21 protein-coding genes and 1 pseudogene are annotated in these 24,241 nt (G+C 69.7%); 19 read left to right on the forward strand and 3 right to left on the reverse strand.

Going from position 1 to position 24,241, the window contains the following annotated elements:
• The first annotated feature begins 29 nt into the window (after positions 1 to 29).
• The 9 genes from OG519_RS30360 (at position 30) to OG519_RS30400 (ending at position 9,112) form a co-directional block, all read left to right on the forward strand.
• Complete coding sequence (locus OG519_RS30360) at positions 30 to 1,100, forward strand: Rieske 2Fe-2S domain-containing protein (protein ID WP_405590574.1); 1,071 nt, start codon at positions 30 to 32, stop codon at positions 1,098 to 1,100.
• Between the two features lie 268 nt (positions 1,101 to 1,368).
• Positions 1,369 to 1,755 (forward strand): response regulator transcription factor, encoded by a 387-nt coding sequence (locus tag OG519_RS30365; protein WP_405590576.1) that lies wholly within the window; start codon positions 1,369 to 1,371, stop codon positions 1,753 to 1,755.
• Positions 1,756 to 2,547: 792 nt separating this feature from the next.
• Positions 2,548 to 3,849: an aromatic ring-hydroxylating dioxygenase subunit alpha gene (locus OG519_RS30370; protein WP_405590578.1), complete on the forward strand. Its 1,302-nt coding sequence runs from the start codon at positions 2,548 to 2,550 to the stop codon at positions 3,847 to 3,849.
• Positions 3,850 to 3,863: 14 nt separating this feature from the next.
• Positions 3,864 to 4,376, forward strand: a complete 513-nt coding sequence (locus OG519_RS30375) for an aromatic-ring-hydroxylating dioxygenase subunit beta (RefSeq protein ID WP_405590581.1) — start codon at positions 3,864 to 3,866, stop codon at positions 4,374 to 4,376.
• Between the two features lie 261 nt (positions 4,377 to 4,637).
• Positions 4,638 to 5,057 carry a carboxymuconolactone decarboxylase family protein gene (locus tag OG519_RS30380; RefSeq protein ID WP_405590584.1) on the forward strand — a complete coding sequence of 140 codons (420 nt, stop codon included), beginning with the start codon at positions 4,638 to 4,640 and terminating at the stop codon, positions 5,055 to 5,057.
• The gene (locus OG519_RS30385) at positions 5,047 to 5,571 is read left to right on the forward strand and encodes a hypothetical protein (RefSeq protein ID WP_405590586.1); all 525 of its coding nucleotides are present in this window, start codon (positions 5,047 to 5,049) and stop codon (positions 5,569 to 5,571) included. Before OG519_RS30380 ends, OG519_RS30385 begins: the two co-directional genes overlap by 11 nt.
• 221 nt (positions 5,572 to 5,792) lie before the next feature.
• Positions 5,793 to 6,839 (forward strand): hypothetical protein, encoded by a 1,047-nt coding sequence (locus OG519_RS30390; protein WP_405590589.1) that lies wholly within the window; start codon positions 5,793 to 5,795, stop codon positions 6,837 to 6,839.
• Positions 6,840 to 6,974: 135 nt separating this feature from the next.
• Positions 6,975 to 7,631 (forward strand): flavodoxin family protein, encoded by a 657-nt coding sequence (locus tag OG519_RS30395; protein ID WP_405590592.1) that lies wholly within the window; start codon positions 6,975 to 6,977, stop codon positions 7,629 to 7,631.
• Between the two features lie 251 nt (positions 7,632 to 7,882).
• The gene (locus OG519_RS30400; protein ID WP_405590594.1) at positions 7,883 to 9,112 is read left to right on the forward strand and encodes a 3-deoxy-7-phosphoheptulonate synthase; all 1,230 of its coding nucleotides are present in this window, start codon (positions 7,883 to 7,885) and stop codon (positions 9,110 to 9,112) included.
• Between the two features lie 17 nt (positions 9,113 to 9,129).
• On the opposite strand, the gene OG519_RS30405 is transcribed toward OG519_RS30400, so the two are convergent.
• Positions 9,130 to 9,276, reverse strand: coding sequence for a hypothetical protein (locus OG519_RS30405; protein WP_405590597.1), 147 nt, complete (start codon positions 9,274 to 9,276; stop codon positions 9,130 to 9,132).
• 919 nt (positions 9,277 to 10,195) lie between these two features.
• On the opposite strand from OG519_RS30405, the pseudogene OG519_RS30410 reads away from it, so the two are divergent.
• The 10 genes and pseudogenes from OG519_RS30410 (at position 10,196) to OG519_RS30455 (ending at position 19,962) form a co-directional block, all read left to right on the forward strand.
• Positions 10,196 to 10,843, forward strand: a pseudogene (locus tag OG519_RS30410) (chorismate synthase).
• 106 nt (positions 10,844 to 10,949) lie between these two features.
• Positions 10,950 to 11,603 carry a hypothetical protein gene (locus OG519_RS30415; RefSeq protein WP_405590599.1) on the forward strand — a complete coding sequence of 218 codons (654 nt, stop codon included), beginning with the start codon at positions 10,950 to 10,952 and terminating at the stop codon, positions 11,601 to 11,603.
• Entirely contained in the window at positions 11,590 to 13,281 is a 1,692-nt protein-coding gene (locus OG519_RS30420) for a GH3 auxin-responsive promoter family protein (protein WP_405590602.1), read from the forward strand. Before OG519_RS30415 ends, OG519_RS30420 begins: the two co-directional genes overlap by 14 nt.
• 161 nt (positions 13,282 to 13,442) lie before the next feature.
• Entirely contained in the window at positions 13,443 to 14,300 is an 858-nt protein-coding gene (locus tag OG519_RS30425; RefSeq protein WP_405590605.1) for a class I SAM-dependent methyltransferase, read from the forward strand.
• Position 14,301: 1 nt separating this feature from the next.
• Complete coding sequence (locus tag OG519_RS30430; protein ID WP_405590608.1) at positions 14,302 to 15,744, forward strand: NAD(P)/FAD-dependent oxidoreductase; 1,443 nt, start codon at positions 14,302 to 14,304, stop codon at positions 15,742 to 15,744.
• On the forward strand, positions 15,741 to 16,895 hold the full coding sequence (locus OG519_RS30435; RefSeq protein WP_405590610.1) for a hypothetical protein: 1,155 nt from the start codon (positions 15,741 to 15,743) through the stop codon (positions 16,893 to 16,895). The genes OG519_RS30430 and OG519_RS30435 overlap by 4 nt, the downstream gene beginning before the upstream one ends.
• Positions 16,892 to 17,668 carry a DUF6182 family protein gene (locus tag OG519_RS30440; RefSeq protein ID WP_405590613.1) on the forward strand — a complete coding sequence of 259 codons (777 nt, stop codon included), beginning with the start codon at positions 16,892 to 16,894 and terminating at the stop codon, positions 17,666 to 17,668. Before OG519_RS30435 ends, OG519_RS30440 begins: the two co-directional genes overlap by 4 nt.
• Positions 17,661 to 18,299, forward strand: a complete 639-nt coding sequence (locus tag OG519_RS30445) for a LysR substrate-binding domain-containing protein (protein ID WP_405590616.1) — start codon at positions 17,661 to 17,663, stop codon at positions 18,297 to 18,299. Before OG519_RS30440 ends, OG519_RS30445 begins: the two co-directional genes overlap by 8 nt.
• Positions 18,296 to 19,114 (forward strand): alpha/beta fold hydrolase, encoded by an 819-nt coding sequence (locus OG519_RS30450; protein ID WP_405590619.1) that lies wholly within the window; start codon positions 18,296 to 18,298, stop codon positions 19,112 to 19,114. Before OG519_RS30445 ends, OG519_RS30450 begins: the two co-directional genes overlap by 4 nt.
• A complete protein-coding gene (locus tag OG519_RS30455; RefSeq protein ID WP_405590622.1) occupies positions 19,108 to 19,962 on the forward strand; it encodes a class I SAM-dependent methyltransferase in 855 nt (284 codons plus the stop codon). The genes OG519_RS30450 and OG519_RS30455 overlap by 7 nt, the downstream gene beginning before the upstream one ends.
• A 159-nt stretch (positions 19,963 to 20,121) precedes the next feature.
• Here the strand turns inward: OG519_RS30455 and OG519_RS30460 are convergent, their stop codons facing one another.
• Positions 20,122 to 22,995: a BREX system ATP-binding domain-containing protein gene (locus OG519_RS30460; RefSeq protein ID WP_405590624.1), complete on the reverse strand. Its 2,874-nt coding sequence runs from the start codon at positions 22,993 to 22,995 to the stop codon at positions 20,122 to 20,124.
• Positions 22,996 to 23,075: 80 nt separating this feature from the next.
• Positions 23,076 to 23,768 (reverse strand): alpha/beta hydrolase, encoded by a 693-nt coding sequence (locus OG519_RS30465; RefSeq protein WP_405590627.1) that lies wholly within the window; start codon positions 23,766 to 23,768, stop codon positions 23,076 to 23,078.
• Positions 23,769 to 24,241: the final 473 nt, after the last annotated feature.

The raw sequence follows: 24,241 nt of genomic DNA on the forward strand, positions 1-24,241 counted from the left end.
GCCGTGAGCAGAGGAACGAGGAGGAAGACGTGAACAGGCGATCGCTGGCCGGGCTCCGGGACCTCCTGCGGCAGGGAGCCGGTCCGTCGCGGGCCGACCGTGCCGTGGGAGCGGAGGACCGGGCGCCGCTGCCGTACCCGTCGGGCTGGTTCTGCCTGGCGCTGTCCCGCGAGGTGCCGGCCGGCGCGGTGGTGAACCGCCGCTTCATGGGGCGCGACGTCGTCCTCTACCGGACCAGGGGCGGCGTCCTGCGGGTCGTGGACGCCCACTGCCCCCACCTGGGCGCCCACCTCGGCGCCGGCGGGGCGGTGGACGGCGAGCACCTGGTGTGCCCGTTCCACCGGTTCGCCTTCGACGTCGAGGGGTCCTGCGTCAGGGCGCCGGGCGGCACTCCGCCCCGTGCGGCGCTGGGGCAGTACCCCGTGCGCGAGCGGGGCGGGGTCGTCTACGGCTGGCACGGTCACGACGCCGCGCCGCCCGCCTGGGAGCCTTCGGAACTGCCCGACGACCGGTTCGCGCCCGCCGCCACCTGGAGCACGGTCCTGACCTCGCACCCGCAGGAGGTCATGGAGAGCTTCGTCGACTACGAGCACCAGGCGGTCGTGCACAACGTCGCGCTCCGCGAGGTGAAACCCCCGCTGGAGGACGGGCCGCTGCTGCGTATCGCCTTCGGCGCGGCCATCAGGCTCTCCGTCGGCCTGGGGACCATCCGGGTGGAGCAGGGTCTGGCCCTGTCCGGACTCGGCCTGGCGTCGGGCGAGGTGACGCTGCACCAGATCGGCATGACGCTCGGGGTGGTGGTCACGGCGACCCCGATCGAGCCGTGGCGGACGCGGTTGCGGGTGGTCATCATGACGGACGCCGGCTCGCGCCCGGACTCCCCCCTGCTCCGGAAGGCCGCCGTCATGTCGCTGTCCGCCGTGGCGGGGCAGGCGCTCATGCGGACCGTGGTCCACCACATGGTCCAGGACGCCCGGATCTGGAACCGGAAGCGGTACCTGCCGGACCCCGCGCTCACCTCCGAGGAGAGTGCGATCGGCCGGTACCGCGGCTGGGCGGGGCAGTTCTACCCCCTCGACGCGCCGGCCGACCGGGCCTGACCTGCTGTCGGCCCGGGCCCGGACCCGCCCCGTCCCAGAGGTCGTAGGCGCGGATCCGTCGGACGGCCTCGGCGTCCGGGACTGGTAGATTTTCGGAACGTACGTCTCCTTTTTCCCCGGCCCGCGGCCGACCGGAAACCTTCGGGACCCCGGTCATCGGACGGACGCCTTCGATACAGTCGGCGTGGTTACTACCGGGCCTGGGGCTTCCTGTCGGAGCCGACCGGGCGCGGGACTGTCCATTCGACCACGGGGCAAGGAGACACGGATGGCTGCGCAAAATAGGGACCACACACACCCGCTGACCGACCAGCAGTTAGATATCCCCGTCGCTCAGGACACGACGGCGAAGCGCCCGGGTCCGCGACGGGCAGAGGTTCGGACCACCCGCGCTCCTCATCCTCAGGGGAGAGTAACGACCGATTCCGGCGGTGAACCGGCCGGCGAGAAGCCTCCCTCCAGCGCCTTGACACCACGCCAGCTAGAGGTTCTCGCGCTGCTGACCGACGGCATGACGAACCGCCACATAGCTCGGGCCCTCGGTATCACCGAGAAGACCGTCAAGAACCACATGCAGGCGATCTTCGCCCGGCTCAACGTGTCAGATCGAACCCAGGCCGCTGTCTACGCGGTTCGGCACAACCGAGCGGCGTGACGGCTGCTGCCCGGCCGTCACCGTGCCGGGCAGCAGTGGCACCGTCGATCGTTCCCGGCGTCGCGCCGGTGGCCGCCAGCGGCTCGGGCGGCCGACCCGCTCCCCGCTGTCCGAGACACCATGTGGTCGCGCTCACCGGATGAATGACCGGCACACCTTCTCACACCGGCCTCCGAGTGCTTTCGTGTAGGTGTTCACGCAGGAGCTCCACCTCACGGCCCGTGCCTTCCCGGCACGGGCCGGCACCGGACGTCCCGTCCGGTCCGGTGGCTTCCCCACCTTCCGCCGGTGTCCAGGTCGGAGAAACCGGCGCTGTCGACACTCGCCGCCGATACCTCGGCCGGCCTGACGGTGTGCGGTGTGAAACCGCTCACTCTCAACTCAATTTATTTGAATTTTAAATTATTTTTCCTCACGCGATCTTGGCGTTCAGTGTCGTGACCAGGTCAATGCCGTCGGCCCGTCAACGGCAAAAGACGGCAAAAACCGTGCTTTTGGGACTGCCGGTGGGCGTCGCAGCATAGCGACATCCAGCGACGGCCAGCGATGGGTATTAAGACCTATGTACGGCCGACTTGGCGATCTGCCAACCTTCCCGTGGTTGCAATCCGGCACTTAGGAGAGCTGCTGAGTCGTGAACGGCCCCCGATGGTCGGGTTTTACCTCCCCGCATTGGTGCATTTGGTCAGATACACGCGCCGCGCAGCCCGAGTGCGGCGATGCTGCGGCACGCACGGCCGAGGCGGTTCTCATAACCGTAACCTTCCAGAAACTACAGCGAAAGAGAGAGCAGTGACGATCGAACTGCAGCGGCCAGTGGACGATCCGATCGTCCTCGATGATTTCGAGCGCCTCTCGTTCCGGGTGGATCGCCGCGCGTACACCGACAACGACCTGGCCGCGCGAGAGATGGCCAGGATCTTCGATCGCTGCTGGTTGTACCTCGGGCACGAATCGGAGATACCCACGCCGGGCTCCTTCGTGTCACGCGATGTCGGCGGGCGCCCGGTGGTCATGGCGCGCGGGTCCGACGGGGTAATCCGGGTGTTTGCCAACAGCTGCACGCACCGCGGGGCTCTGATCTGCTCGCTGCCGGCCGGGCAGGCCAAATCTTTCCGGTGCCCCTATCACGACTGGACGTTCTCCAATCAGGGCGACCTGGTCGGCGTCCCGATTCCGGACGGTTACGGGCCGAACTTTCGCAAGGCGGACTTCGGCCTGGCGCAGCACCAGAGTGATATCTACCGCGGCTTTGTCTTCGTCACCTTCGATCCGGAGCAGCCGCGCAGCTTGACCGAGTACCTGGCGGGAGCCACGGAGTACCTCGATCTCATCGACGACCAGTCCGAGGTCGGAATGGAGGTGATCCAAGGCGCGCAACTCCACGGGGCTCAGGCCAACTGGAAACTCATGATGGAGAACAGCGTCGACATCTACCACTTCCGAGCACTGCACAAGCGCTACGTCAGCTACATGCAGTCGCTCGGGTCGGTGCCGCCACGACGGCGAGGTGGCTTCGGCCGCGCCCTCGGCCTGGGTCACGGAGCCAATGAGCTGCCGCCGGCCGCGGCGCGCCCGCTCGCCCACTGGACGCCGATGTTCGGTCCCGAGGTCCGGCCGCGCATGGAGGCGACCGCCGCACGTTTCGTCGACCGGTTCGGCGCCGAACGCGCGGAACGGATCACCGGCACCAACCGCGCGCTGCTGATCTTCCCCAACTTGTTGATCATCGACGCGATCGCGATCACGATTCGCAAGATCGACCCGATCGGCGCCGACCGGATGGCCATCACCTCGGTCGCGCTGGCCCCCAAGGACGAAGATCCGGAGATCCGGGAACTCCGCAAGAGCCACTACCTGACGTTCCTCGGTCCCGCCGGCTTCGCCACTCCCGACGACATCGAGATCGTCGAGTCGTGCCAGCGGGGTTATCTCAACCGTACGGTGCGCTATTCGGATCTGTCGCGCGGTATGAACAAGGAGATCCCCGAGACGACCGACGAGCTTCCTGCCCGCGAATTCTGGCGGCAGTGGGACCGGCTGATGCACGGCGACGACGGTCACTCCGGGGTCGCTCACCAGGCCGAGTTGTAAGGGGCAGGAAAGCAATGACCAGTGAACTGATAGTTGACGATGCAGCCCAGGTGAGGCTGTGGCACCGGGTGAGCCAGTTCCTTTTCCGTGAGGCTCGGCTGCTCGACGAGTGGCGGCTGACCGAGTGGTACGAGGAGATGCTCACCGACGACATCCGCTACGTGGTGCCGGCTACCGATGTCCGCGGCGGGTCGGCCGACGCGCTCGGGCTCATCGACGACGACGCGGCCCGGCTTCGCCAGCGGATCGAGCAACTCCTCAATGGTGAGGTGTGGTGCGAGGACCCTCGGTCGCGAACGAATCGCATGATCAGCAACGTGGAAATCCTGGCTGATCAGGGCAGCTACCTCGAGGTGGCGGCAAATGTCGTCGCATACCGCTTCGGGCACGGGCGCTCCGACGCCTACGTCGGAAAATACCGGTTCGAACTCGTGCCTGACGGCGAGTCGTTCCGGATCCGGAGCCGGGTCGTGGTGCTCGACCACGAGACGTTGTACGAGCACGGCAAGCTCAGCATCGTCCTGTGACGAGCCGATGACAGCGGCCGGCCCCGGCGGCTTCCCAACCGTAGCCGTCGCGGCCGAGCCGGGTCTCCCTGGCGAGTCTGCGTCCTCAGGGTCCTCGGCGTCGTCGGCGGCTGAGTGACGCTGAGGCCGGTACTGGTGCTCCCGGTGTCCGCGGCGGCGTTCGGGGCCGGCCCCGCCCAGGTCGGAGCGCTCACCGCCTGTTCGCGTCGATGCGCATCGCGACGTTGACAACTGTTCGTCCCCCTACGGAGGAATTGATCGATGAATCAGCCGACTGCCCGGCACGAGCGGGGCGAAGCCATCTTCAAGGAGGTCTTCGGCCGCGAACCGCGTCCCGGTTCTTACCCGGAGTTCCTGGAGCTCACCGTCGACCACCTGTTCGGTGAGATCTGGGCCCGCCCCCACCTGAGCATCGAGGAGCGTGAACTGGTCGCGCTGACCGCGGTCGCGCTGGCGCGGACCGACTGGGAGTTGCGGGGCCACATCGGTGCCGCCCTGAACCTCGGGATGTCGCGGGAGAAGGTCGTCGAAGTCATCATCCAGCTCGCCTACTACGGCGGCTGGCCGGTCGCCAACAACGGACTGCGGGTCGCCCAGGAGGTCTTCGCCGAGTTGGACAGCGCGGACAGTGTCGACAGCGCGGACAGCGCCGCCGGGAAGGACGCGGACCATGACCAGTGAAACGGCTCCTCTCGAGCCGGCGGAGAAGGTCGACCTCTGGCGCCAGCGGTACTTCGAGGCCCAGGCGGCCGCGGAGGAGTTCGTCCTGGGAGAGCACGGCGAAGAAGGCCTGGACGGGTGGATCGAGGCGAACTCCCGCATCACCGCGGAACTGCTGCGAGCGCAACGGCCCGACGGGGTATCGGCTACCGATCACTTCATGACCCGGCTGCAGCGACAGCTACTGCTGTACGACTCGGTGGTGTCCATTGAGCCCGAGCCCTCGGGGACGGTGCTGCGCAACGCCGACTGCGGGATCCTCCGGTACCGCAAGGAAGCTGCCCGCGCCGGCGTCGTCCTGACGTTCTCGTCACCGTGCGGGTACTGCCAGAAGCTCAACACCGCCATCGCCGTCCGCCATGTGGAACCGGACGTTACGGTGTCGTGCGAACTGGCGGGCGACGGGTGCACCTGGCGCGCGGAGCGTCCGCACGCTCCGGAGGAGGACGCGGTCGGGTCATCGCACCGCGGATGAGCCGCTGATTGTACCGACGGCAGTATGGTTTCCCGCCAGTCGGCCTAGCAGGGCGTTTAGCGATGCCGTGAACTGTCGAGAACCGTCGAAGAACGGTCAAGAACCGTCGAGAACGGTCGAGAACTCGGACATTTCTTCGCGACGTTGCCGGACGCCCGACCGAAATGTCTTCCGGCACTTCTCGTACTCGTCTATCGGAGTGATCAGGCATGCCTTTGTCGATGGTGGACAAGACGATCCGTCTATCGGTGATGTCTTTCCCGCGCCCGCTTAACGTGACGCAGTTCTATCCGGCGCTCTCGACGTACAACGTTGAGCAGCCTTTTTCGATCGACGATTATCGAGAAGCGGCCAGCCACTTCTTCGACAAAAATCCGTTCTTTCCAAAGTGTTATGTGATCGAACGGCAGTTCGAAAGTCCGGAATCATTCCCGATCTCATCCTTCCAGGGGATCGTGCTCGACGAGTACCCCAACTACTACGACGGCTTCCTGCTGATGTCCGTCACGTACAAGTCGGACCCCAACATCCAGGGAATTTTCACAGCCTTCCCCATGTCAATGCAGGACGGCTACCGGTGCTTCCGCTTCCATCAGGCACTGATGAGCACCATGAAGTCGGGCAAAGACCAGTTCCGCAATGCGGAGGCGATAGCGGAGATCCAACTGCAAACCGCTGACCTGGACCAGTACCTCCCCGAGAGGAAGCCGCTCATTGATGAGGATGAAGCGGTGCGCATGATGCCCTGGGAGCTTCGTGAGACCATTGAGCCGGCCCTCAAGATCGGTTCGTACCTCGACATGGTCAAAGCGGAATTTCTCAAAAGAGGCAGTGAAAACCTGCTCGTGATGAAGAACGCCTCGTACGCCTCGAACCTGCTCTTCGGAAATCATCTCATGTTCCTGTTCGTGCCGCGCGAGGTGGTTGCTCGGAGCAGTGGTATCGAGATTCGCGACTACTACAAGATGCTGGCGATCGAAGCAGAGAAAACCGTCGCGCAGTTGGAGACGCCGGAGGAATTCGCACAAGCCGGCGCTGCTGTGTTGCCAGGGATAGGCACGCACCCCCGTCGATTTGGCGTCAATAACTACGGCGACGTCTCGCGATATGACGGGTCCGACTTCTCTTCGACAAATGGAACCCTCCGGAAATACCAATGGCACATGCCATTGATTGTCTCGCGTGGGGCGGCCGCCGAAGGATCGGGAATGCACATGACCATTACCCTCAACGGTAAGGCGCATAACTTCCTGACGGAGCGGCGGTAGGGAACTGAATGCCGTTCGACGGGTAAGCACCCGCTTCTTGAGTGGTTGGGGCTGCTTCAGAGTGCGGCCGCGGGCGCTTCGTCAGGTGGCCGGTCCTTGGTGGCGCGGTCTTGAAACAAGGGGAGGTCTCTCCAGATGAAGATCGTTGCGTTGTCCTGCACGCAGAAGCGTCTCCCGTCGGTGACAGACGTGTTGCTCGAGGCGGCCATCAGCGGCGTCGTCCAAGAGGTCGGTGACGCGGAGATCCAGCGGATCCGGTTGATCGACTATCGCATCGCGATGTGCGAGGGCGAGGATACGTGCCTGGATCCCGAGGTGGGCCGGTGCACGATCGAGGACGACTTCCAGCGTGTCGTCGAAATGGCCGAGGGCGCGGAGGCGATGCTGCTCGCCATGCCGGTGTACGCGGGAAACGTACCTTCGGTGTTGAAGATCTTCCAGGAACGCTTGAAGAGCTTCATGAACGACAAGAGCCGCCCTTTCGGCAACATGGTCGTCGGGACGATCGTGCATTCGCGTACGATGCTGACCGAGCCCGCACTGGGATCGTTGTTCCCGTGGTACCTGCGCCTGCGGAACAAGAACGTGGCTTCGGCGTGCGTCAGCCAGAACGAGCATCAGGACCTGGCCCTCACCGCGGCCCCCGACCTATGTGTGGCCGTGGGCCGCCAACTCGGCATGACCCTCGAGGTCAAACGGTCGCCGGCCCCCACCCGCGCGGCACTGCCGTTGGTTCAGTCAACGCCTCGTCCGCGGTGCGGTGACCAGGTCGCGTCCTTTCCTGGAGCCTGAGCGGATTCCGCGGAGCCAGGGGCATCCGTCGCCCGCCTGTTCGCACGACACCGTGACGTCCGGTTCAGCTCCACTGTGAATCGGTGCTCAGTCAGGACGGTATGACCGTTCTGATCGATCTAGTGTGCGCGACCTCCTGCCCACCTGGGCAGCTGTCCGCCTTCGCCTTCCGGAACACGCTAGGTGCCGGTTGGCCATCGGCGGAATGTCTGCAACTCACCGACGAGCTTCCGATTCGGGGGATCACACTCGTGACCACGCCTCTCACCCTCACACCGCCGGCTGGATCCGAACTTCCTTCGGATCCGGCGCGCGAGGGTCAATGGCTTCGCACTCTGCCGGCCCAGCAGCAACCGCGCTGGAAGGACGACCTCCTGGCTGAACGGCACAGCAGCGCACTCAACGACTTACCCGGCCTGGTGACCTGGGACGAGGTACGCCATCTGCGGCTGCTCCTCGCCGAGGTCGCGGCCGGCGGACTCCAGATCGTGCAGGCGGGCGACTGCGCCGAGAACCCCGCGGACTGCGTTCCCGAGGTGCTCAGCCGCAAGGCCGGCATGCTCGACGCGCTGGCCGGGGCGATGCAGGCCCGAACCGGCGTGTCAGTGGTGCGGGTGGGCCGGATCGCGGGTCAGTTCGCCAAGCCCCGCTCCGACGACCTGGAGCGGCACGGAGAGCTTGAGCTACCCACGTTCCGCGGCCACTTGGTCAACGACCCGCAGCCCGATGCTCAGCTGCGCCAGCCGGACCCGGAGCGCCTGCTCACCGGCTACCGGGCCGCTCACGCCGGAACGGAGTTCCTGCGCCGACTCGGCGGCGCCTGGGGTCCGCGGACAGCGGCACCCGTGTGGACGAGTCACGAGGCCATCGTGCTTGACTATGAGCTGCCGTTGCTGCGTCGCGGCCGGCAAGGCCTGCTGCTGTCCTCGACGCACTGGCCGTGGATCGGGGACCGCACCCGCCAGCTGGACGGTGCGCATGTGCAGTTGCTGGCCCGGGTACAGAATCCGGTGGCCTGCAAGGTCGGTCCGACGACGACACCCGCCGAGCTGACCCAACTCTGCTCGATCCTGGATCCGGCTCGTACGCCCGGCCGACTGACGCTCATCTCCCGGATGGGCGCGGAGCGGGTCGCGGAGTCGCTGCCGCCGTTGATGGCCGCTGTCCGCGACGCGGGGCATCCGGTCATCTGGCTGTGCGATCCGATGCACGGCAACACCCAGCGCGGCCCGTTGGGCCGCAAGACCCGCCTGCTGACCAACATCAAGCGCGAGGTGGAGCTCTTCCAAGAGGTGGCAGCCGCGGAGTGCGTGGTGGCCGGGGGGTTGCACCTGGAAGCCACGCCGGAGAACGTCGGTGAATGTGTGGCGGACGAGTCATCTCTCGATGACCTCCTCGACCCGCTGAACTACACCACCCTCTGCGACCCGCGCCTCAACCTCGACCAGGCGGTGGAAGTCGTGTCGGCCTGGTGTCGTTGACCGACGGAGTGCATACGTTAGAGGCGGTCCCGCACCGCGGCGGCGAGTTCGCCGACGGTGCGGGCGGCGAGGTGGGCCAGGCTGCCTTTCATCGTTGACCAGACCTTCTCGATCGAGTTGAGCTTGGGCGCGTGGACGGGTAGCCGGTCGACCCAGGGAGTCATCAATGATCCGCACCATGGCCATCGTCGGCCCTGGGCTCATCGGCATGTCCGTGGGGCTCGCGGCGGCCCGACGCGGCGTGACCGTGCACCTGCGGGACGCCGACGTGGCCGCCGTCCGGGCCGCCGCCGCACTCGGGGCGGGCGTCCGCCAGCAGCCCGAGGGACCGGTGGACCTGGCCGTCCCACCGAGCCACGTCGGCACGATCCTGGCGCGGGAACACCGTCGTGGCCCGGGCCGCGGCTACACGGGCGTGGCGAGAGTGGAGGAGGGACCCATGGCGGGAGCTTTACCTCATGCTCCCCGCCCGGCCCCCTCCATGGGTGCGCGCCCGGCGGCCGGACGGGCGAGATCCGGCCATCTTGTCGCACCCGCGGGATGGTTCACGAGCCGAGCACAGGTGCTGACGCCGGTGCCGGAGCCATCACAGGCGACCCTCAACCGGGAGCTGACAGCCATGTGCGACGCAACCCCGGCGCCGATGTCGGATGAAACGCACGACAACGCTGTCATCCGGACATCCCGCGCTTTAGCGCGGTTCCTCACGCACGGGTCCCGGCCGGGGTTAGGCAGGATCTCGCTCAAGTGGTGGCGGCTCCCGACGCACTGGAGTCCTGCCCCGGGCGAGATCCAGGACAGCACGTGGGTGTGGACTCGGACCTGTTGAGCGGGGAAGCAGCGGGACGGGCCGACACCCGGTCGGGCGGGAACAGCCCGCTCACCGACCGTGTGCCGGTCTCTTCGAGGTGCCATTCCCGCGTCCGCCGAACGTGAGGTTCGACGGAGCGTGTCCCGCGCAGGCCGGGGGCGGAGCGGGAGACCGCCGCACTGGACGGCGCCCCGAGCCCCGACACCACCGCTGAGGCAGCTGCCCCTTGGCGGAACGAGCCCTTTGTGAGAACGCGAACATGAGGAGCACTGTTGAGCAGGTTGCGCTGGCTGACGGCGGGGGAGTCGCACGGATCCGAACATGTGGCGGCGCCGGAGGGGCTTCCCGCCGACGCTCGATCACCCCGGAGACGGTGGCGGACCGGCCGGCTCGCAGGCACCTGGGGTTTGGGCGCGGTGCGCGGATGAGCTTCGAGCGGGACGAGGCCACCTTCCCGGGCGGGGTCCGGCACGGCTTGCGTCCGGGCCTGGCGGGGAGGCGAAAGTACGGGTCCGAGCCGGCGCGGGTTCCAGGCTCCCCGGCGCATGACGGGATCGTGAACACATCCGAGGGTGTCCGCCGGGTCTGCGGGCGCGCGGGCGAGACCGGGGGCGGCCCGAGCACCGGTGAACCGCTGCGTGCGCGCCGCGTTGAAGCCGACCGCGACGGTGCCTCGTGCTCTGAGGACGGTGGACGTTTCCACCGGCGAGGCCGCACCCGCCCGGCACCAGCGCTCCGACGTCACCGCGGTCCCCGCCGCAGTCATCGTCGCCGGGGCCATGGTGGCGCCGGTCCCTGCGGACGCCGTCGCGGGACGGTCCGGCGGCGGCAGTGCGGCCGAGGCTCGCCGCGACGTGCGGTCCCGCCTCGACCATCCGCGGCTCCGATGGGCGCGCCGAAGGTCCTCCTCGTCAGGTTGAACGGGGCCGGCAAGCCGACGGCGGGCGGGCTGCTCGCGGAGCGGTTGGAGTGCGCAACAGCGGCGGCTGCTCAAGCCACCCTCGACGCATGGGAGGTGACACAAGCATGACGCGAAAGACAGCTCTCTCACCGCCCCCCTTCTGCGTCCTGCTCGGCCCCGACTACGCAGGCAAGTCCTCGGCTCTGGACCAGCTGGCCCGAACCGCGCCCCAGTGGCAGCTGCTGTCCGTGGACGACACCTATCTCGCCCCCGAGCACGCCCTCATCGGCCGGCTGCGCCGCCACGTCGTCAAGGACGTGGCACCGCACCGCGGCGCCTGGTCCCCGGAGTTCTTCGCCACGCTCCTGCAGACCGCCGTCGTCCACCTGCGCGACCAACTGCTGCGCACCGACGCCGCCACCCCCGTCGTCATCGACTCCTACTACTACAAGCTGCTGGCCAAGTGCCGGCTGTCCGGCGCCCCGGACAGCCCCCTGTTCGCCTGGTGGCGCAGCTTTCCCCAGCCGCGCCGGGTGATCTATCTCGACGTCCCGTCCGAAACGACCTGGCGGCGCAGCCGGCAAGGGGCCGATCTCAACCTCCTGGAGCACTACGGGCCGCAGCCGGACTGGGACGGCTTCCGGCGCTACCAGAGGGACCTGGCCAAGGTCATGCGGGACGAGATCCAGGGCCTGCCGGTGACCGTGATCGAGGAACAGGACCGTCCCGAGACCACCGCGGCGGCGATACGAGAGGTGCTCACCCATGAGTTCGGCTGAAGCCTGGGCAGACCCCGACCGGCTGCGGCGCTACCGTGACCGCGTTCTCGCCGAACGGCAGGTGCTGCGCGACGCGTTCACCGACCCGGCCGACCATCAGCGGCGGGTGCTGAACGATCTGCTGGAGTTCAACGCCGGCACGCAGTACGGCACACAGCACGGCTTCGGCCGTATCCGCACCCTCGACGACTACCGCAAGGCCGTCCCCGTACAGACGTACGCGGATCTCGAGCCGTGGATCGAGCGGGCCGCGAGCGGCGAGCCGAACGTGCTGAGCGCCGACCGTCCCGCGGTGTTCTTCACCAGCAGCGGCAGCACCGGCGCCCACAAGAAGATCCCGGTGACCCCGCGCTTCATGCGCACGACCTTCTTCCCCTTCTACTACGCCGCCTGGGCGCCGCTCATCGAGCACTTCCCGGACGTCCTGGACCACCCCGGCGCCGTCCTCAACCTCAAGCACGACCCCCTCGCGGCCCCGCCCACCACCGCTTCAGGGCGACCCCATGTCGGCGCCAGCCAGGTCGACTTCGGCACCGCCTTCGGGGAACCGCTGTCCGCGGAACCCGGCACCGGCGCCCCCTGGGCGACGCTGCCCGTGCCCCTCGCGGCGGATCAGCACGCGGAGAAGATGTACCTGCGGCTGCGCCTCGCGGTGGAGAGCGACGTCCGCTGCGTCATCGGCATCAACCCGGCGATGGTCGCGGCCCTGCCCTACCAGCTGAACCTGTGGTGGCCCCGCATCGTCAAGGAGGTCCGCGACGGCACCCTCGGCGGGCTCGCGCACGGCACGCCCAACCCCGCCCGCGCCGCCGAGCTGGAGCACCTCGCCGACCGCCACGCCACCGTACTCCCGGCCCACATCTGGCCGAACATGCGCGCCCTGTTCTGCTGGACCACCGGTCTCGCCTCGCTGTATCTGCCGCGGCTGCGCGAGGAGTTCGGCGCCGGCGTGACCGCCCTGCCCGCGCCGGTGGCCGCCTCAGAAGGCCCGGTCGGTGTCGCCCTGGACCGGCATCGCTCGGCCGGCAGCCTGGTGGTGAACGCCTCCGTCTACGAGTTCGCCGACGCCGACGGGGACCTGGGCCCTGACACCGTCACCCTCCAGCCGCACCAGCTGGAGCCGGACCGCGACTATCACGTGGTGTTCAGCCATGTCGGCGGCCTCTACCGCTACGCGGTGGGCGATGTCGTACGCGTCGTCGACCACCAGGACGGCGTCCCCCGCCTCGAGTACACCGGCCGCGGAAACCGCTCCGACCACGCCGGCGAGCGGCTGCGCGACGCCCAGGTGATCAGAGCCCTGCACAGCGCGCTCGACGCCACCGGTCTCGAACTGCGCAACGCCGCCTGCCGGGTCGCCGCGTCCCCCGGCCAGCCCGCGGGCTACGAATTCGCCGTCGCCCAGCGCACCGTGTGGAGCCAGGACGAGTCCGACCGCTTCACCGCCCGCCTGGACGAGGCGCTGCACCGGGAATCCGACGGCTACCGCACGGCACGTACCCACGGCCGGCTGTCGGCGCCGGCACTGCTGCGCCTGGACCCGGAGGCCTTCCTGCGCGACTGGCAGGCCCAGGTCGAGAGCGGCATCAGACCGACCCAGGTCAAGGACCGGCTCTTCAGGCAGGACCCGCGGCAGTGGGCCCGGCTGACCGGCCAGATCCCGGACACCCCGGTGTAGGTCCTGCCATCACCTTCCCGCCGGCCGCGCGACGTCGGCCCGGCCCTTCCTCGGGCGCCGGCGGGAGCGTGACGACGGGATCTGGCACCGCTTCCAGGCCGGGGCCGGCGACGAGCCGGTCTTGGGCGAGGCAACCATCGAACCCAGGGGCTGAGACAGACATGACCACACCACTGGACGCCGTGGAGCGCACCGCGCTGCTCACCGCGGCCCTGCGCGCCGCCGAGACCCGCCGCCCGGACCGCCTGTACGAGGACCCGTACGCCGCCTCCCTCGCCGGGGACATCGGCCCCGAACTGCTCGCCGAGGTGTGGCACGCCACCTTCCCGGCCGGCCGCGAGCGCACCCTGCCGAGCACCCCCGACTACAACGCGATCCGCACCCGGCTCTTCGACGACTACCTCCAGGAAGCCGCCAAGGACCCGGCGACCACCCAGATCGTGCTGGCCCCGGCCGGTATGGACTCCCGCGCCTACCGCCTGAACTGGCCGGGCCGGGTGCGCTGGTTCGAGGTCGACCGGCCGACCGTACTGGCGTACAAGGAAGCGCAGCTCGGGGCGGCCGAGCCGCGCACCGACCACCACAAGGTCGCCGTCGACCTCACCGCACCCGACTGGGAGGCAGACCTGAAGGCGGCGGGCTACGACCCCACCGTCCCCGCCACCTGGCTGCTCGAAGGTCTCCTCTACTACATCCCCGAGCCCGACACCCACCGCATCCTGGAGCGGGTCGCCGCGATCTCGGCTCCCGGCAGCCGCATCGCCGCCGACATCGTCAACTCCGCCGCCCTGACCCTGCCCCACATGCGCGGCCTGCTCGACGTCTTCGCCGGCTGGGGCTGCCCCTGGCTGTTCGGAACGGACGAGCCGGAGGACCTCTTCGCCCGCCACGGCTTCGACGTGACCGCGACCCAGCCCGGCGAGGAGGGCGCCGACTTCGGGCGCTGGCCCGACCCGGTGCCCCCGCGCGACGAGCGCGAGGTGCGCCGCGTCTTCTTCGTCCACGGACGGCGGCGCTGACATGCCCACCGCAGTCATCGCCGGCGGCAGCGTCGCCGGCCTGGCGAGTGCGCTCGCCCTGTCCGGCATCGGCTACCGCGTCCTGGTCCTCGAACGGGCCCCGCAACCGCCTCCGTGGCCCATGAGCGAGACCACCTCCTGGTGGGAGCGCCCGACCGTGCCCCAGGGCCTGCAGTCGCACACCCTCACCTCCCTCGGCGTACGCGTCCTGCGCGAGCGGGCCCCGCGGGTCCTGGCCGATGCCCGGGTCGGGGGCGCACCCCTCCTCGACCTCACCCAGGCCCTGCCCGCCGATGCCGCCGACAGCGCCCGGGAGGCCGGAGACGGCGAACTGGTCGCGCTCGGCATCAGGCGCTCCAGCCTGGAACTCCTGCTGCACCGCACGGCCGGCGACCTGCCAGGCGTCACCATCCGGTACGACACCACCGTCGCGGGCCTCGAACTCACTCCCACCGGACGGCGGGTGCGGGCCCTCATCACCGGCAAGGGCGAACGCATCCCCGCCGACATCGTGGTGGACGCGACCGGACGCCGGGCCCTGTCCCGCCGCTGGCTGCGGGACGCCGGCATCCCCGTGGCCGCCGACCGCACCAGCCCGTCCGCCCTGGCCGGCCACACCCGCTTCTACCTCCTCAAGGGCGACACCCTGCCCGGGCCGCTCAACCGCGGCCACGGCGTCGGCGACGTCTTCGGCCACTACGCGGGCGTGCTGCACCCCGGGGACAACCGCACCTTCTCCATCGCCCTGGGCTCCCTGCCGGGCGACCGTGCCCTGCGAGGACTGCGGACCGGCCCCGGGTTCACCGCGGCCGCCCGGGCCACCCCGGGCATCGCGCCCTGGCTGGAGGACGGCGTCAGCTCACCCATCTCCCCGGTGTGGGCGACCTCCAGCCCGCCCAACACCCTGTGGGGGCCGGCCGGCCCCCAGCAGTCCCCGGTCCCGGGCCTCTTCCAGGTCGGCGACGCCGCCTGCATCACCAACCCGCTCTTCGGCCGCGGCATGTCGCTCGCCCTCCACCACGCCTTCAAGCTCGCGGACCTGCTCGCCGGGCACCCCGACATCGATATCGCGCAGCGCGAGGCCGTCGCCCGCATGACCCACGAGCTGTTCCTGCCCTGGTACCAGCAGTCCGCGGCATCCGACCAACTCCGCATCGCCCGCTGGCGCGCCGCCGTCGACAACACCCCGGCTCCGGCCGTACCCCGCCCTGGCGGCGGTCTGCCCACCACCGAGGAGATCGTGACCGCGGCCCGCGGCGACGGCGCCGTCTGGCGCGGGCTCACCCGCATGCTCATGACCCTGTCCACCCCCGCGGAACTCTTCGGCGACGAGGAGTTCCTCACCCGCGTCAAACAGGCCTCCGCCGCTCCCACACCGTCCCCGGCGCTCGGGCGGGACGAGTTCGTACGCCACGTCAGCGCGGCGGAAAGGACTCACGCATGACGACCCTTTCCATGGTGGGCCATCGCCCACGGCCGGACACGGCGGACCGGCACCGGGTCCTCCTGGCGCCCATCACCGTCACTCCGTCCAAGCCGCTCACCCCCAGCCACCTCAAGGGACTGCTCTGGACGGACGTGATGTACCGGGCCACCCGCCCCCTCGCCGACGTCACCTACCGCTACAGCCACACCACCTACCACCCCACCGAACAGACCCTGGGCTTCTGGGAGTTCGTCGACCGCACCCGCGGCGACACCGACTACGCGGACTTCACCGAGGACCGGATCGGCGAACTGTACGTCACCTTCCGCGCGGCCGAGCGCGCACCGGCGGCGGCGCTGCGCCCGTACGCCGAAGCGGCCGAACTGGGCTGGGTGCACCCGGTGAGCACCCGCATCCTGCGGCTGTGGTCCGGGCACTACACGGCGCTCGGCCTGCACGACCCGGGGCTCTTGCGCCATCAGCCGCCCGGCCTGTGCCTCGAAGCCGCCCTGGAGCGGCTCACCGCTCTCGGCATGTGCCTGGATCACCGCGACGTGGGCGGCCCCGTCTACCTGGACCTCACCCGCTTCGGACTGCCCCTGCGCCGGCTGGTCGCCTCCGACGGCCGGCCCAACTACCTGGCCTGCGCCCTGCGGGAACTCATCCCGCTCGCCCCCGACTTCGACGAGGTGGTGCTCCTCTACGACAGCGAACTCGACCCCGACTACCAGCAGTTGGAGCGTGTCCTGGCGGCGCTCGGCCCGAGCGTGCGGCGCGTCGCGATGGGCCGGGTGCCCATCGAGGGCCAGATCCGCTCGGCACGCCACGGCGGCTGGCAGGACCTGCACGCCGGGGCACTCCTGGACGCCGCTCGCGCGCAGTACGACGAGGACGCCATCCGCCTGGGCATGCGCCTGTACTTCATCGCCGTGCTCGGCCCCGGCCGGCAGCAGTCGTTCCGCTCCGATCTGCTGCTGCAGTGCGTCAAGCGGGCCGCACGCCTCCTGGAGGCGGCCGGGCCGACACCGGACAGCGACCTGCTGGCGGACCGGCTGGCACGGCACCGCAAGGACCATGTGTACGTCGACCCGTACCGGCTGACCTCCAACCTCCTGGGCAAGCGCCGCGCCGCCCCGCCCGCCGACCTGCTGCGGACGGTGTTCCTGTGACGACAACGGTGCCCGCCAAGACGCCGGCCCCCGTGACACCGGTCCAGCAGAGCCTGCGCGAACATGCCGCGACACGTATCCGCACCGCCCGGCCCGACCTCGCCGCCCGGCACGACCTGACCTCGTACGACGGACTGACCGCCGCCCAGGAAGACATCGCCGCCGACAACGATCAGGGAACCCTGGCCACGGTGGTGCTCAGAAACGTCGACCTCGCCCGGTGGGTGCGCGACACCTGTGTCTTCGCCCTCGGGATCCCACCGGAGCAGGCAGCCGACTGGCGTACGTCCTTCACCCGCACCGTGTTCCTCGCGGGCAATCCCGCACACCTGGGGGACCGGTTCACCTTCGCGCACACGGCCGACGACCGGTCCGCGGCGTGGACCACACCCGAACCCGCCGCCCGGACGTCCTCGCTGCGCAGGCTCCTGAAACTCTTCGACGGGCAGGCCGGGCTGCCGGCCCGGCCGGACACCCTCGTCGAGATACCGGACGGACACCGCCCGTCCCCGCGCCCCCGAACCCGCCGCGGCCTCTACCTCGCCACCGCCGGATGCACCATCGCGCAGGCGCTGGTCCACCTCAACCATGTGCTGGCCGAAGCCGTCCTGGACGGCCTCATCACCCCCGGCGATCACCTGGTCCTGCACCAGGTGCCCCGCATCGTCGGGGTACCCGGGCGCCTGGCCCGTGTGCGGGTCACCACCGAACAGCACCTTCCCGGCCGGCTGAAAGCGGCCGCCGCCCTGACCGAGGAGGCACCCGTTGCCTGAGCAGACCCTGACCGCCGCCGACACCCGGACCGTCCGGTTCGGCTACCACGGATCCACCGAGGTGGCCGCCCGCATCATCCGCCTCGCCGGCCGTGACGAAACCACCGTACGGCTGAGCGAATACGACATCGCCGACCCGTTCCGCGGCATCCGCGCGGGCGAACTCGACGTCATGATCGTGAAGTTCGGCATCAACGAACCCGACCTGGTCACCAGCCGGGTCCTCACCCAGGACGCCCGCGCCGTGGTCGTCGGCCCCCAACACCCGCTCGCTGCCCGTGAGTCGGTCTCCATCGAAGAGCTCGCCGACTACGACGCCTTCGCCCCGCCCGGCACCTTCCCCGCTTACGTCTGGGACGACGTCGTACCGCCCCGCACCCCCGCCGGACGCCCCATCCGCCGCAACCGCCGGGTCGCCACCATCCCCGAGATGATGCGCCTGGTCGCGGCCGGCGAGGCCATCCACATCTCGCTGATCTCCCTCGCCGACCTCGCACCGTCCGGCATCAGGGTCGTGCCGATCCATGACCTGCCGCCCGCCCCCGTCACCCTCGCGTGGCTCCGCGGCAGCGAAGCCCACGACCATGTACGGGACTTCATCACCACAGCCGAGATGGAGGCCTCCCGGTGACCGCGCACCGTCCGCTGCCCAGCACCCCGCGCCGCACCCCTGTGGTCCTGCTGCACGCCCTGTCCATGAACGCCACGATGTGGGAGGCACAGGAGCACGCCCTGCGCGCACGGGGGCACCAGGTCCTCGCCGTCGACCAGCGCGGCTTCGGCCAGGTCCCGCTCGGCGACGGCCCGCCCTGCCTCGACGCCGTCGCCGACGACCTGGCCCGCACGCTCGACGAGCACGGCGCGGACCGGGCGGTCCTGGCCGGATCGTCCATGGGCGGCTACACGGCCATGGCGTTCCTGCGCCGCTTCCCCGACCGGGTCGCGGGACTCGCCCTCATGTCCGCCCGCGCCACCGCCGACAGCCCCGAGGACGCCGCCCGCAGGCGCCAGTTCGCCGAACTGGTCCAGGACCCGGCCCGCCGCCCGGCGCTCGTCGAGCAGGTCACCCCGATGCTGCTCGGCGACACCACCCGCACCCAGCGCCCCGAGCTGCTCGACCGGGTCCTGGCCGACGCCCACGCCGCCGATCCCGCGGCCCTGGCCTGGGCCCAGCGGGCGATCGCGGCCCGGCCCGACTCCACCGACGTACTGCGCGGCGCCCAGGTACCCGCCGTGGTGATCGCCGGCGCGCAGGACGCGCTGGTCGCCCCGGGAGACACCCGGCATGTCGCGGACACCCTGCCGCTGGGACGCCTCATCACCCTCGTCGGCGCCGGACATCTGCAACCCCTGGAAGCCCCCGAAGAGGTCACGCGGGCACTGTGCGAACTCCTCGACGAGGTCGACGCCAGGGCCGGCGTCGGGACCGGAGCCCCGGCATGCTGACGAAGGACCACAAGGACTGGGGCTACACCTCCTCCACCGGCCTCGGCTTCACCCATCACAGCATCGTCGACACGCACTTCCGCGCCTGCGAGGAGCCGTATCTGCACCTGCTCGGCCAGGCCGGCATCCGCCGCGGACAGCACGTCCTCGACGCGGGCTGCGGCACCGGTGACTTCCTGCCGCACCTCGCCGCGCTCGTCGGCGACCAGGGCCGGATCAGTGCCGTCGACCTGGCCGAGGAGAACGCCGCGCTCACCGCGGACCGTGCCCGAGCCTGGGGGCTGCCCTGCCCCACGGACATCCGCACGGCAAGCCTCCTCGACCTGCCCTACCCGGACGACACCTTCGACACCGCCTGGTGCGCCAACACCGTGCAGTATCTCGACGACCACGAACTGGCCGCCGTTCTTGCGGAGTTGATACGTGTCGTCCGTCCCGGCGGGACCATCGCCATCAAGGACATGGACGCCCACCTGATCACCGCCCGGCCCGCGGACCCCTATCTCTTCGCGGACTTCTTCCGCGCCGCGGGGGCCGCACCCGGATACGCCCGCCAGCTTCTGCGCACACGTGAGCTCTACCGCCACCTCAAACGTGCCCACCTCACCGACGTGCGCCAGCAGACGCTCCTGATCGAACACCACGCACCGCTGGCCCCCGCCGCCCAGGACTTCTACAAGGCCGCCTGCGCACAACTGGCCGGGCAGGCCCTGGCACTCGGCCTGAGCGACGCGTGGCAGCGCTTCGCCGACCCGGCCGGCGCCGACCACCCGCTGGACGATCCCGACGGATACATCAGCGAGGGCAACGTACTCGCCGTCGGCACCGTGCCCGCCACCCGCCACTGACCCCGCGGCCCACCAGCCGGACACCGGCGTGAGCCACCGCCCCGATACCGACGAGGAGCGTCCAGACGGACGCCGACACCGTTGAGCGCGGCCGCTTCTTCGACATCAGGCGGCCGCGCTCGTCGGCCAGGAGAGGACGCGCCGTCACGGCGGACGGGCTCAGCCCACCGTGTCGATGGGGGTCAGTGATCGATGGCCGGCGGCGCCACCGTGCGATGCTCCGCCGGGACCCGTGGCCGCAGCGCCCAGCGCGGTCGCCAGATCGTCCCTGCCGCCGATGCCGAGCTTCCGGTAGGTGTTGGTGAGATGGATCTCCACCGTACGCATCTGGACGAACAGCGTTTTCGCTATCTCCCGGTTCTTCTTTCCCCGGGCCGCCAAGAGCGCCACCCGGCGCTCGGAGTCGGTCAGGGCGTCGAATCCCTGGCGCTCGGAACGCGGCGTTCTGCCGCCGGCCGCTCTGAGCTCCCGTGAGACGCTGTCCAGCAGGGGCGGGCTGTCGAGCCGCAAGGCGATGTCATGCGCCTCCCGCAGTACCCGCCTGGCCGTGGTGAGGTCGTCCGCCGCGCGCAGTTGCTGGCCGCGCTGCAGCAACGCGTAGACGAGGCCCAGGTGTTCCTCGGTGGGGCGCAGGATGGCGATCGCCTCCTCAAGGGAGGCCGCCGACCCGGGCGGCCCGGTCACGAGCGCCTGGACACGGAGCCCACTGGCCACCGGCGCCGGCGCTCCCCAGCTCGCCGCCTTTTCGAGATGTTCTCGCACATACCCCGTCGCGGCCCCGGTCTGCCCCAGTCTGACCAGGGCCATGGCGGCATGCAGCTGCCAGGCGGTCACCGCGGGGTTCACCATGCCTTGGTCCCCCAGGGCGCTGCCACAGGCGACGAAGTCCTGCAAGGCTCCCTTGTGGTCACCGTTCCGCAGCCGTAGCCGGCCGGTCGCGTAAAGCGCCTGCGCGCTCCGGTCAGGGGCCGATCCAGCCCGCTTGCGATGCAGCTCGTCCACCAACCGCCAGGCGAACTCCGTCCGCGCGGCATCCGTGAGCAGGTGCACGACCTGGGTATGCAGCATCCGCCATACCGTGGTGGCGCCGGCCGGGTCCCAGGAGCGAACCAGACGCACCGACTCGCTCGCGTCCGCCCGCGCTTTGCCCAGTTTGCCGAGCCGGTGCAGGAAGGTGGACCGCAGGTGCACGGCGATGGCGATGACCGGCACGACTCCCTGCCGGCGTGCCGCCTCGACGACCGCCTCACTCAGGCGCAGACCTGTGGTCAGTTCTCCGGCGGCGGCCAGTGTGCGCAAGGCGAAAGCCTGGCCGACGAGGGACTCGGCCCGGAGCAGCGGGGCCGCGGCGGCTCGGAGGGCCTGCTCGGTGACGGCATCGGCGGAGGCGCTCATCGTCGCGGTGTCGTCCCACGCCCGCAGCGCCATGGTGAGGGTGTTGTCCACCGTCTCGGCGCCTGTGCGTTCTTCGAGCACGCTGCCCCCGTAGGGGACCAGGTACCGCAGCATCCGCAGCGACGGAGCCAGTGCCTGCCGCCGGGCGGCGTCGGAGTGCTGGTAGACGGTCTGTAGTTGCTGCTTCCGGTCGGCCAGCGCCAGCAGGACGAAGAGATCCGGGGTGGTCGCCTCGCTCGCCGCATCCGGTGAGATCGCCAACGCCCGGTCGAGATGGGCCGTGGCGTCGGTGATGTCGACGCGGGCGAGGGCGCCGGTCAACTCGGTGAGGACTTTTGCCGCGGTGTCGGGCGCGAGGGGTTCGATGAGTGCCCGCCGGAGATACCGGATGTACGAACCGGTGTCGTTCGCCGCGTGTGCGTCGCTTGCCGCGGTGAGCAGCGCGGCGACCACCCAGGGCTCCGACAGGGGGCGGCGGACGATCAGCAGGTGCCGTGCCACGGCGCCGGCCGGCGCGCCCGCGCCGTGCAGCAAGGACGCGGCCTGCGTGTGCACGTTCTGGAGCAGGGTGGGTGGGCACTCCCGCAGCACCGAGTTCCTGACCAGCGGCTGCGCTGCCTTGAGCCCCGTGTTTCCACCTGTCAGCAAACCCATCTTGCGCATCGCGTGGCACACCTCGTCGACGGCCACCGGGTCGATGCCGGACAGGAACGCGACGTTGTCGACGCCGGCGTCGCCGTCGAGTGCGGCGATGACGCGGTAGACGGCGAACGCGTCGGGGGATATGCGGCGGGTCCGCACCCGGACGGACATCGCCACCGAGTCGGCGGCCAGCTCGTCGAGGAGCGGCGCCGACGACGCGTCGGGCCGGATACCGAGCTCGGTGAGGAGTTGCGCCAAGGTCACCACGAGCAGCGGATATCCGGCGGTCACCCGCAGCGCGGCGGCGGTGAAGGCGGGATCGGGATCGGCGTGCAGCATCACGCCGAGTGCCGTACCGACGGCCGTCTGGCTGAGCGGCCGCAGCTGGGCCACCGAGGTGCCGTTGACCAGCAGTTCTTCCAAAAGCTCATGGTCGGTCCCCGAAAGTCCCTCGCAGACCGACCCGAACACCAGGACCGGCAGTGCGGAGAGGCGCTCGAGCAGGAGCCCGAGCCATCGCAGCGATCCTCGGTCCGTCCAGTGGAGATTGTCGATGACCAGCAGCACAGGACCTGCCCCGTACCGCGTCACCAGCTGGTCCATCGCACTGAGGAGATGGTGGGTGAAACGCTGATCGGCCGCGGTGTCGGAGTAGCTTGTCCGGTCGCCGAGGAGGGTCCGGACCGCGGTCGGCAGGCCTTCCTCGAAGGCGCCGCACAGCTCGGGTGCCAGTTTGTCCCGCACCGCCCGCACGACACGCAGGGCGACGTTGTGATCGAGGAGGTGTTCGGCGTGGCTGCCGCGGATCTGCACCACCGCGAACCCGGCCTCGCGCGCACGCTCGGCGGCGTCTTCGAGCAGGGCGCTCTTGCCGGTGCCGGCTCCGCCCCGCACGAACAAGAAGCCGCCCCGGCCCGACACCACGGTCTCTTCCAACGACCGGTTGAGTGTCGCGGTCTCCCGCACGCGCTCGCACAGAATGGTAGGAAGGGACATTTGACCTCCATCGACCCGTTCATGAAATCCGCGGCCCAATCAGCCGCCGCCCGTTTTCCCGCGCTCACCTCCCCGCATCTTCAGATGGTCATCTCCTCGCGGATCAGGCGGGCCAGTTCCTCGGGGTGGGAGAGGAACGGCGAGTGTCCACTGTCGATCAGGCGCACGCGGTCGGCGTGCTGGGCCATGGAGCGCTGGAACTCGGCAGGTATCGCGCGGTCCTGCTCGCAGACGATGTAGGAACTCGGTACGTCGTGCCAGAGGGCCCGGGTAAGGGGCTGGGTGACCGAGGCGAGGGACTGTGAGCGCAGGGATCCCGCGGCGGCCTTGGCCAGTTGGGGGTCGACGCCGTTGTACAGCACCTCCAGCGGATCGCGGACGCCGAAGTGGCCCGGACGGTCGCCATCCGTCTCATGGACGTCCCAGTACCAGGGGTGGACGCCTCCGGTCGGGGTCAGCACGGCGTCCCCGACCTCCTGCATCATCGCTGCCAGGTAGATCACCCGCACGAGGCCGGGCACCGCCGGCGTCTGCGACACGGGCGCTCCGCCGTAGGAATGGCCGAGGAGCACCGCCGGTCCGCCGATCGTCCCCAGGACGGCTTCGATATGTGCCGCGTCCGCGTAGAGATCCCCGAGGAGCCTGGGGTCCTCCCCGGTGCTGGGCAGGCGCACGGTCCGCACGTCCACATCGGGGAGGTACGAGGCAAGGAGCGGCCAGGCGCTGGAGTCGTGCCAGGCGCCATGGACGAGGAGCAGGGCCGGAAGTGACATGCGAGAGCTTTCGGGTAGGCAGGAGATCAGGTCGGCCGTGGAGACAACGGGTCGGCCGAGGCCGTGCCACAGGGGAGCCGATGAGTGCGCTGTGGATTGCCGGGCAAGCGGCACCGTGGCGGAGACGTTCTGGCCGGCTCCGTCAGGGGGCGCAGACCGAGGTCCACGGGATGCGCCTCAGCGCCGCCGCGACAGGAAAGATGGGCCGTCGCTGATGTATTTCAGTGGTCGCCCTGAAAGCGTCGTCTATCTCCGTGATGTCTGGGGATTGCCGCGCTCGACACTGAGCGGCGGCGGTTTCGCCGGCATCGAAGCGTGCCGTACGGGCCGCCGAATTTCTCGGTTGGGCAGTTCGTCACGCCGATGGCGCTGCCGTGGGCAGCGGTAAGGCGAGCCGGGCGTTCGACTCCCCACTCCGGCCTGTCCGCACAACAGGAGCGCACCACCGTACGGGCGATGGTGAGAAAGGTTCC

The organism is Streptomyces sp. NBC_01190 (assembly GCF_045039895.1).
In the GTDB taxonomy this organism is placed as follows: Bacteria; Actinomycetota; Actinomycetes; order Streptomycetales; family Streptomycetaceae; genus Actinacidiphila.

What these genes read in the sequence shown, in the direction of transcription:
- OG519_RS30455 (WP_405590622.1), top strand. Translation starts at nt 19,108, where the DNA reads ATGCTGACGAAGGACCACAAGGACTGGGGCTACACCTCCTCCACCGGC.
- OG519_RS30465 (WP_405590627.1), bottom strand. Translation starts at nt 23,768, where the DNA reads ATGTCACTTCCGGCCCTGCTCCTCGTCCATGGCGCCTGGCACGACTCC.
- OG519_RS30430 (WP_405590608.1), top strand. Translation starts at nt 14,302, where the DNA reads ATGCCCACCGCAGTCATCGCCGGCGGCAGCGTCGCCGGCCTGGCGAGT.
- OG519_RS30415 (WP_405590599.1), top strand. Translation starts at nt 10,950, where the DNA reads ATGACGCGAAAGACAGCTCTCTCACCGCCCCCCTTCTGCGTCCTGCTC.
- OG519_RS30435 (WP_405590610.1), top strand. Translation starts at nt 15,741, where the DNA reads ATGACGACCCTTTCCATGGTGGGCCATCGCCCACGGCCGGACACGGCG.
- OG519_RS30395 (WP_405590592.1), top strand. Translation starts at nt 6,975, where the DNA reads ATGAAGATCGTTGCGTTGTCCTGCACGCAGAAGCGTCTCCCGTCGGTG.
- OG519_RS30380 (WP_405590584.1), top strand. Translation starts at nt 4,638, where the DNA reads ATGAATCAGCCGACTGCCCGGCACGAGCGGGGCGAAGCCATCTTCAAG.
- OG519_RS30425 (WP_405590605.1), top strand. Translation starts at nt 13,443, where the DNA reads ATGACCACACCACTGGACGCCGTGGAGCGCACCGCGCTGCTCACCGCG.
- OG519_RS30460 (WP_405590624.1), bottom strand. Translation starts at nt 22,995, where the DNA reads ATGTCCCTTCCTACCATTCTGTGCGAGCGCGTGCGGGAGACCGCGACA.
- OG519_RS30420 (WP_405590602.1), top strand. Translation starts at nt 11,590, where the DNA reads ATGAGTTCGGCTGAAGCCTGGGCAGACCCCGACCGGCTGCGGCGCTAC.
- OG519_RS30375 (WP_405590581.1), top strand. Translation starts at nt 3,864, where the DNA reads ATGACCAGTGAACTGATAGTTGACGATGCAGCCCAGGTGAGGCTGTGG.
- OG519_RS30365 (WP_405590576.1), top strand. Translation starts at nt 1,369, where the DNA reads ATGGCTGCGCAAAATAGGGACCACACACACCCGCTGACCGACCAGCAG.
- OG519_RS30390 (WP_405590589.1), top strand. Translation starts at nt 5,793, where the DNA reads ATGGTGGACAAGACGATCCGTCTATCGGTGATGTCTTTCCCGCGCCCG.
- OG519_RS30385 (WP_405590586.1), top strand. Translation starts at nt 5,047, where the DNA reads ATGACCAGTGAAACGGCTCCTCTCGAGCCGGCGGAGAAGGTCGACCTC.
- OG519_RS30405 (WP_405590597.1), bottom strand. Translation starts at nt 9,276, where the DNA reads ATGACTCCCTGGGTCGACCGGCTACCCGTCCACGCGCCCAAGCTCAAC.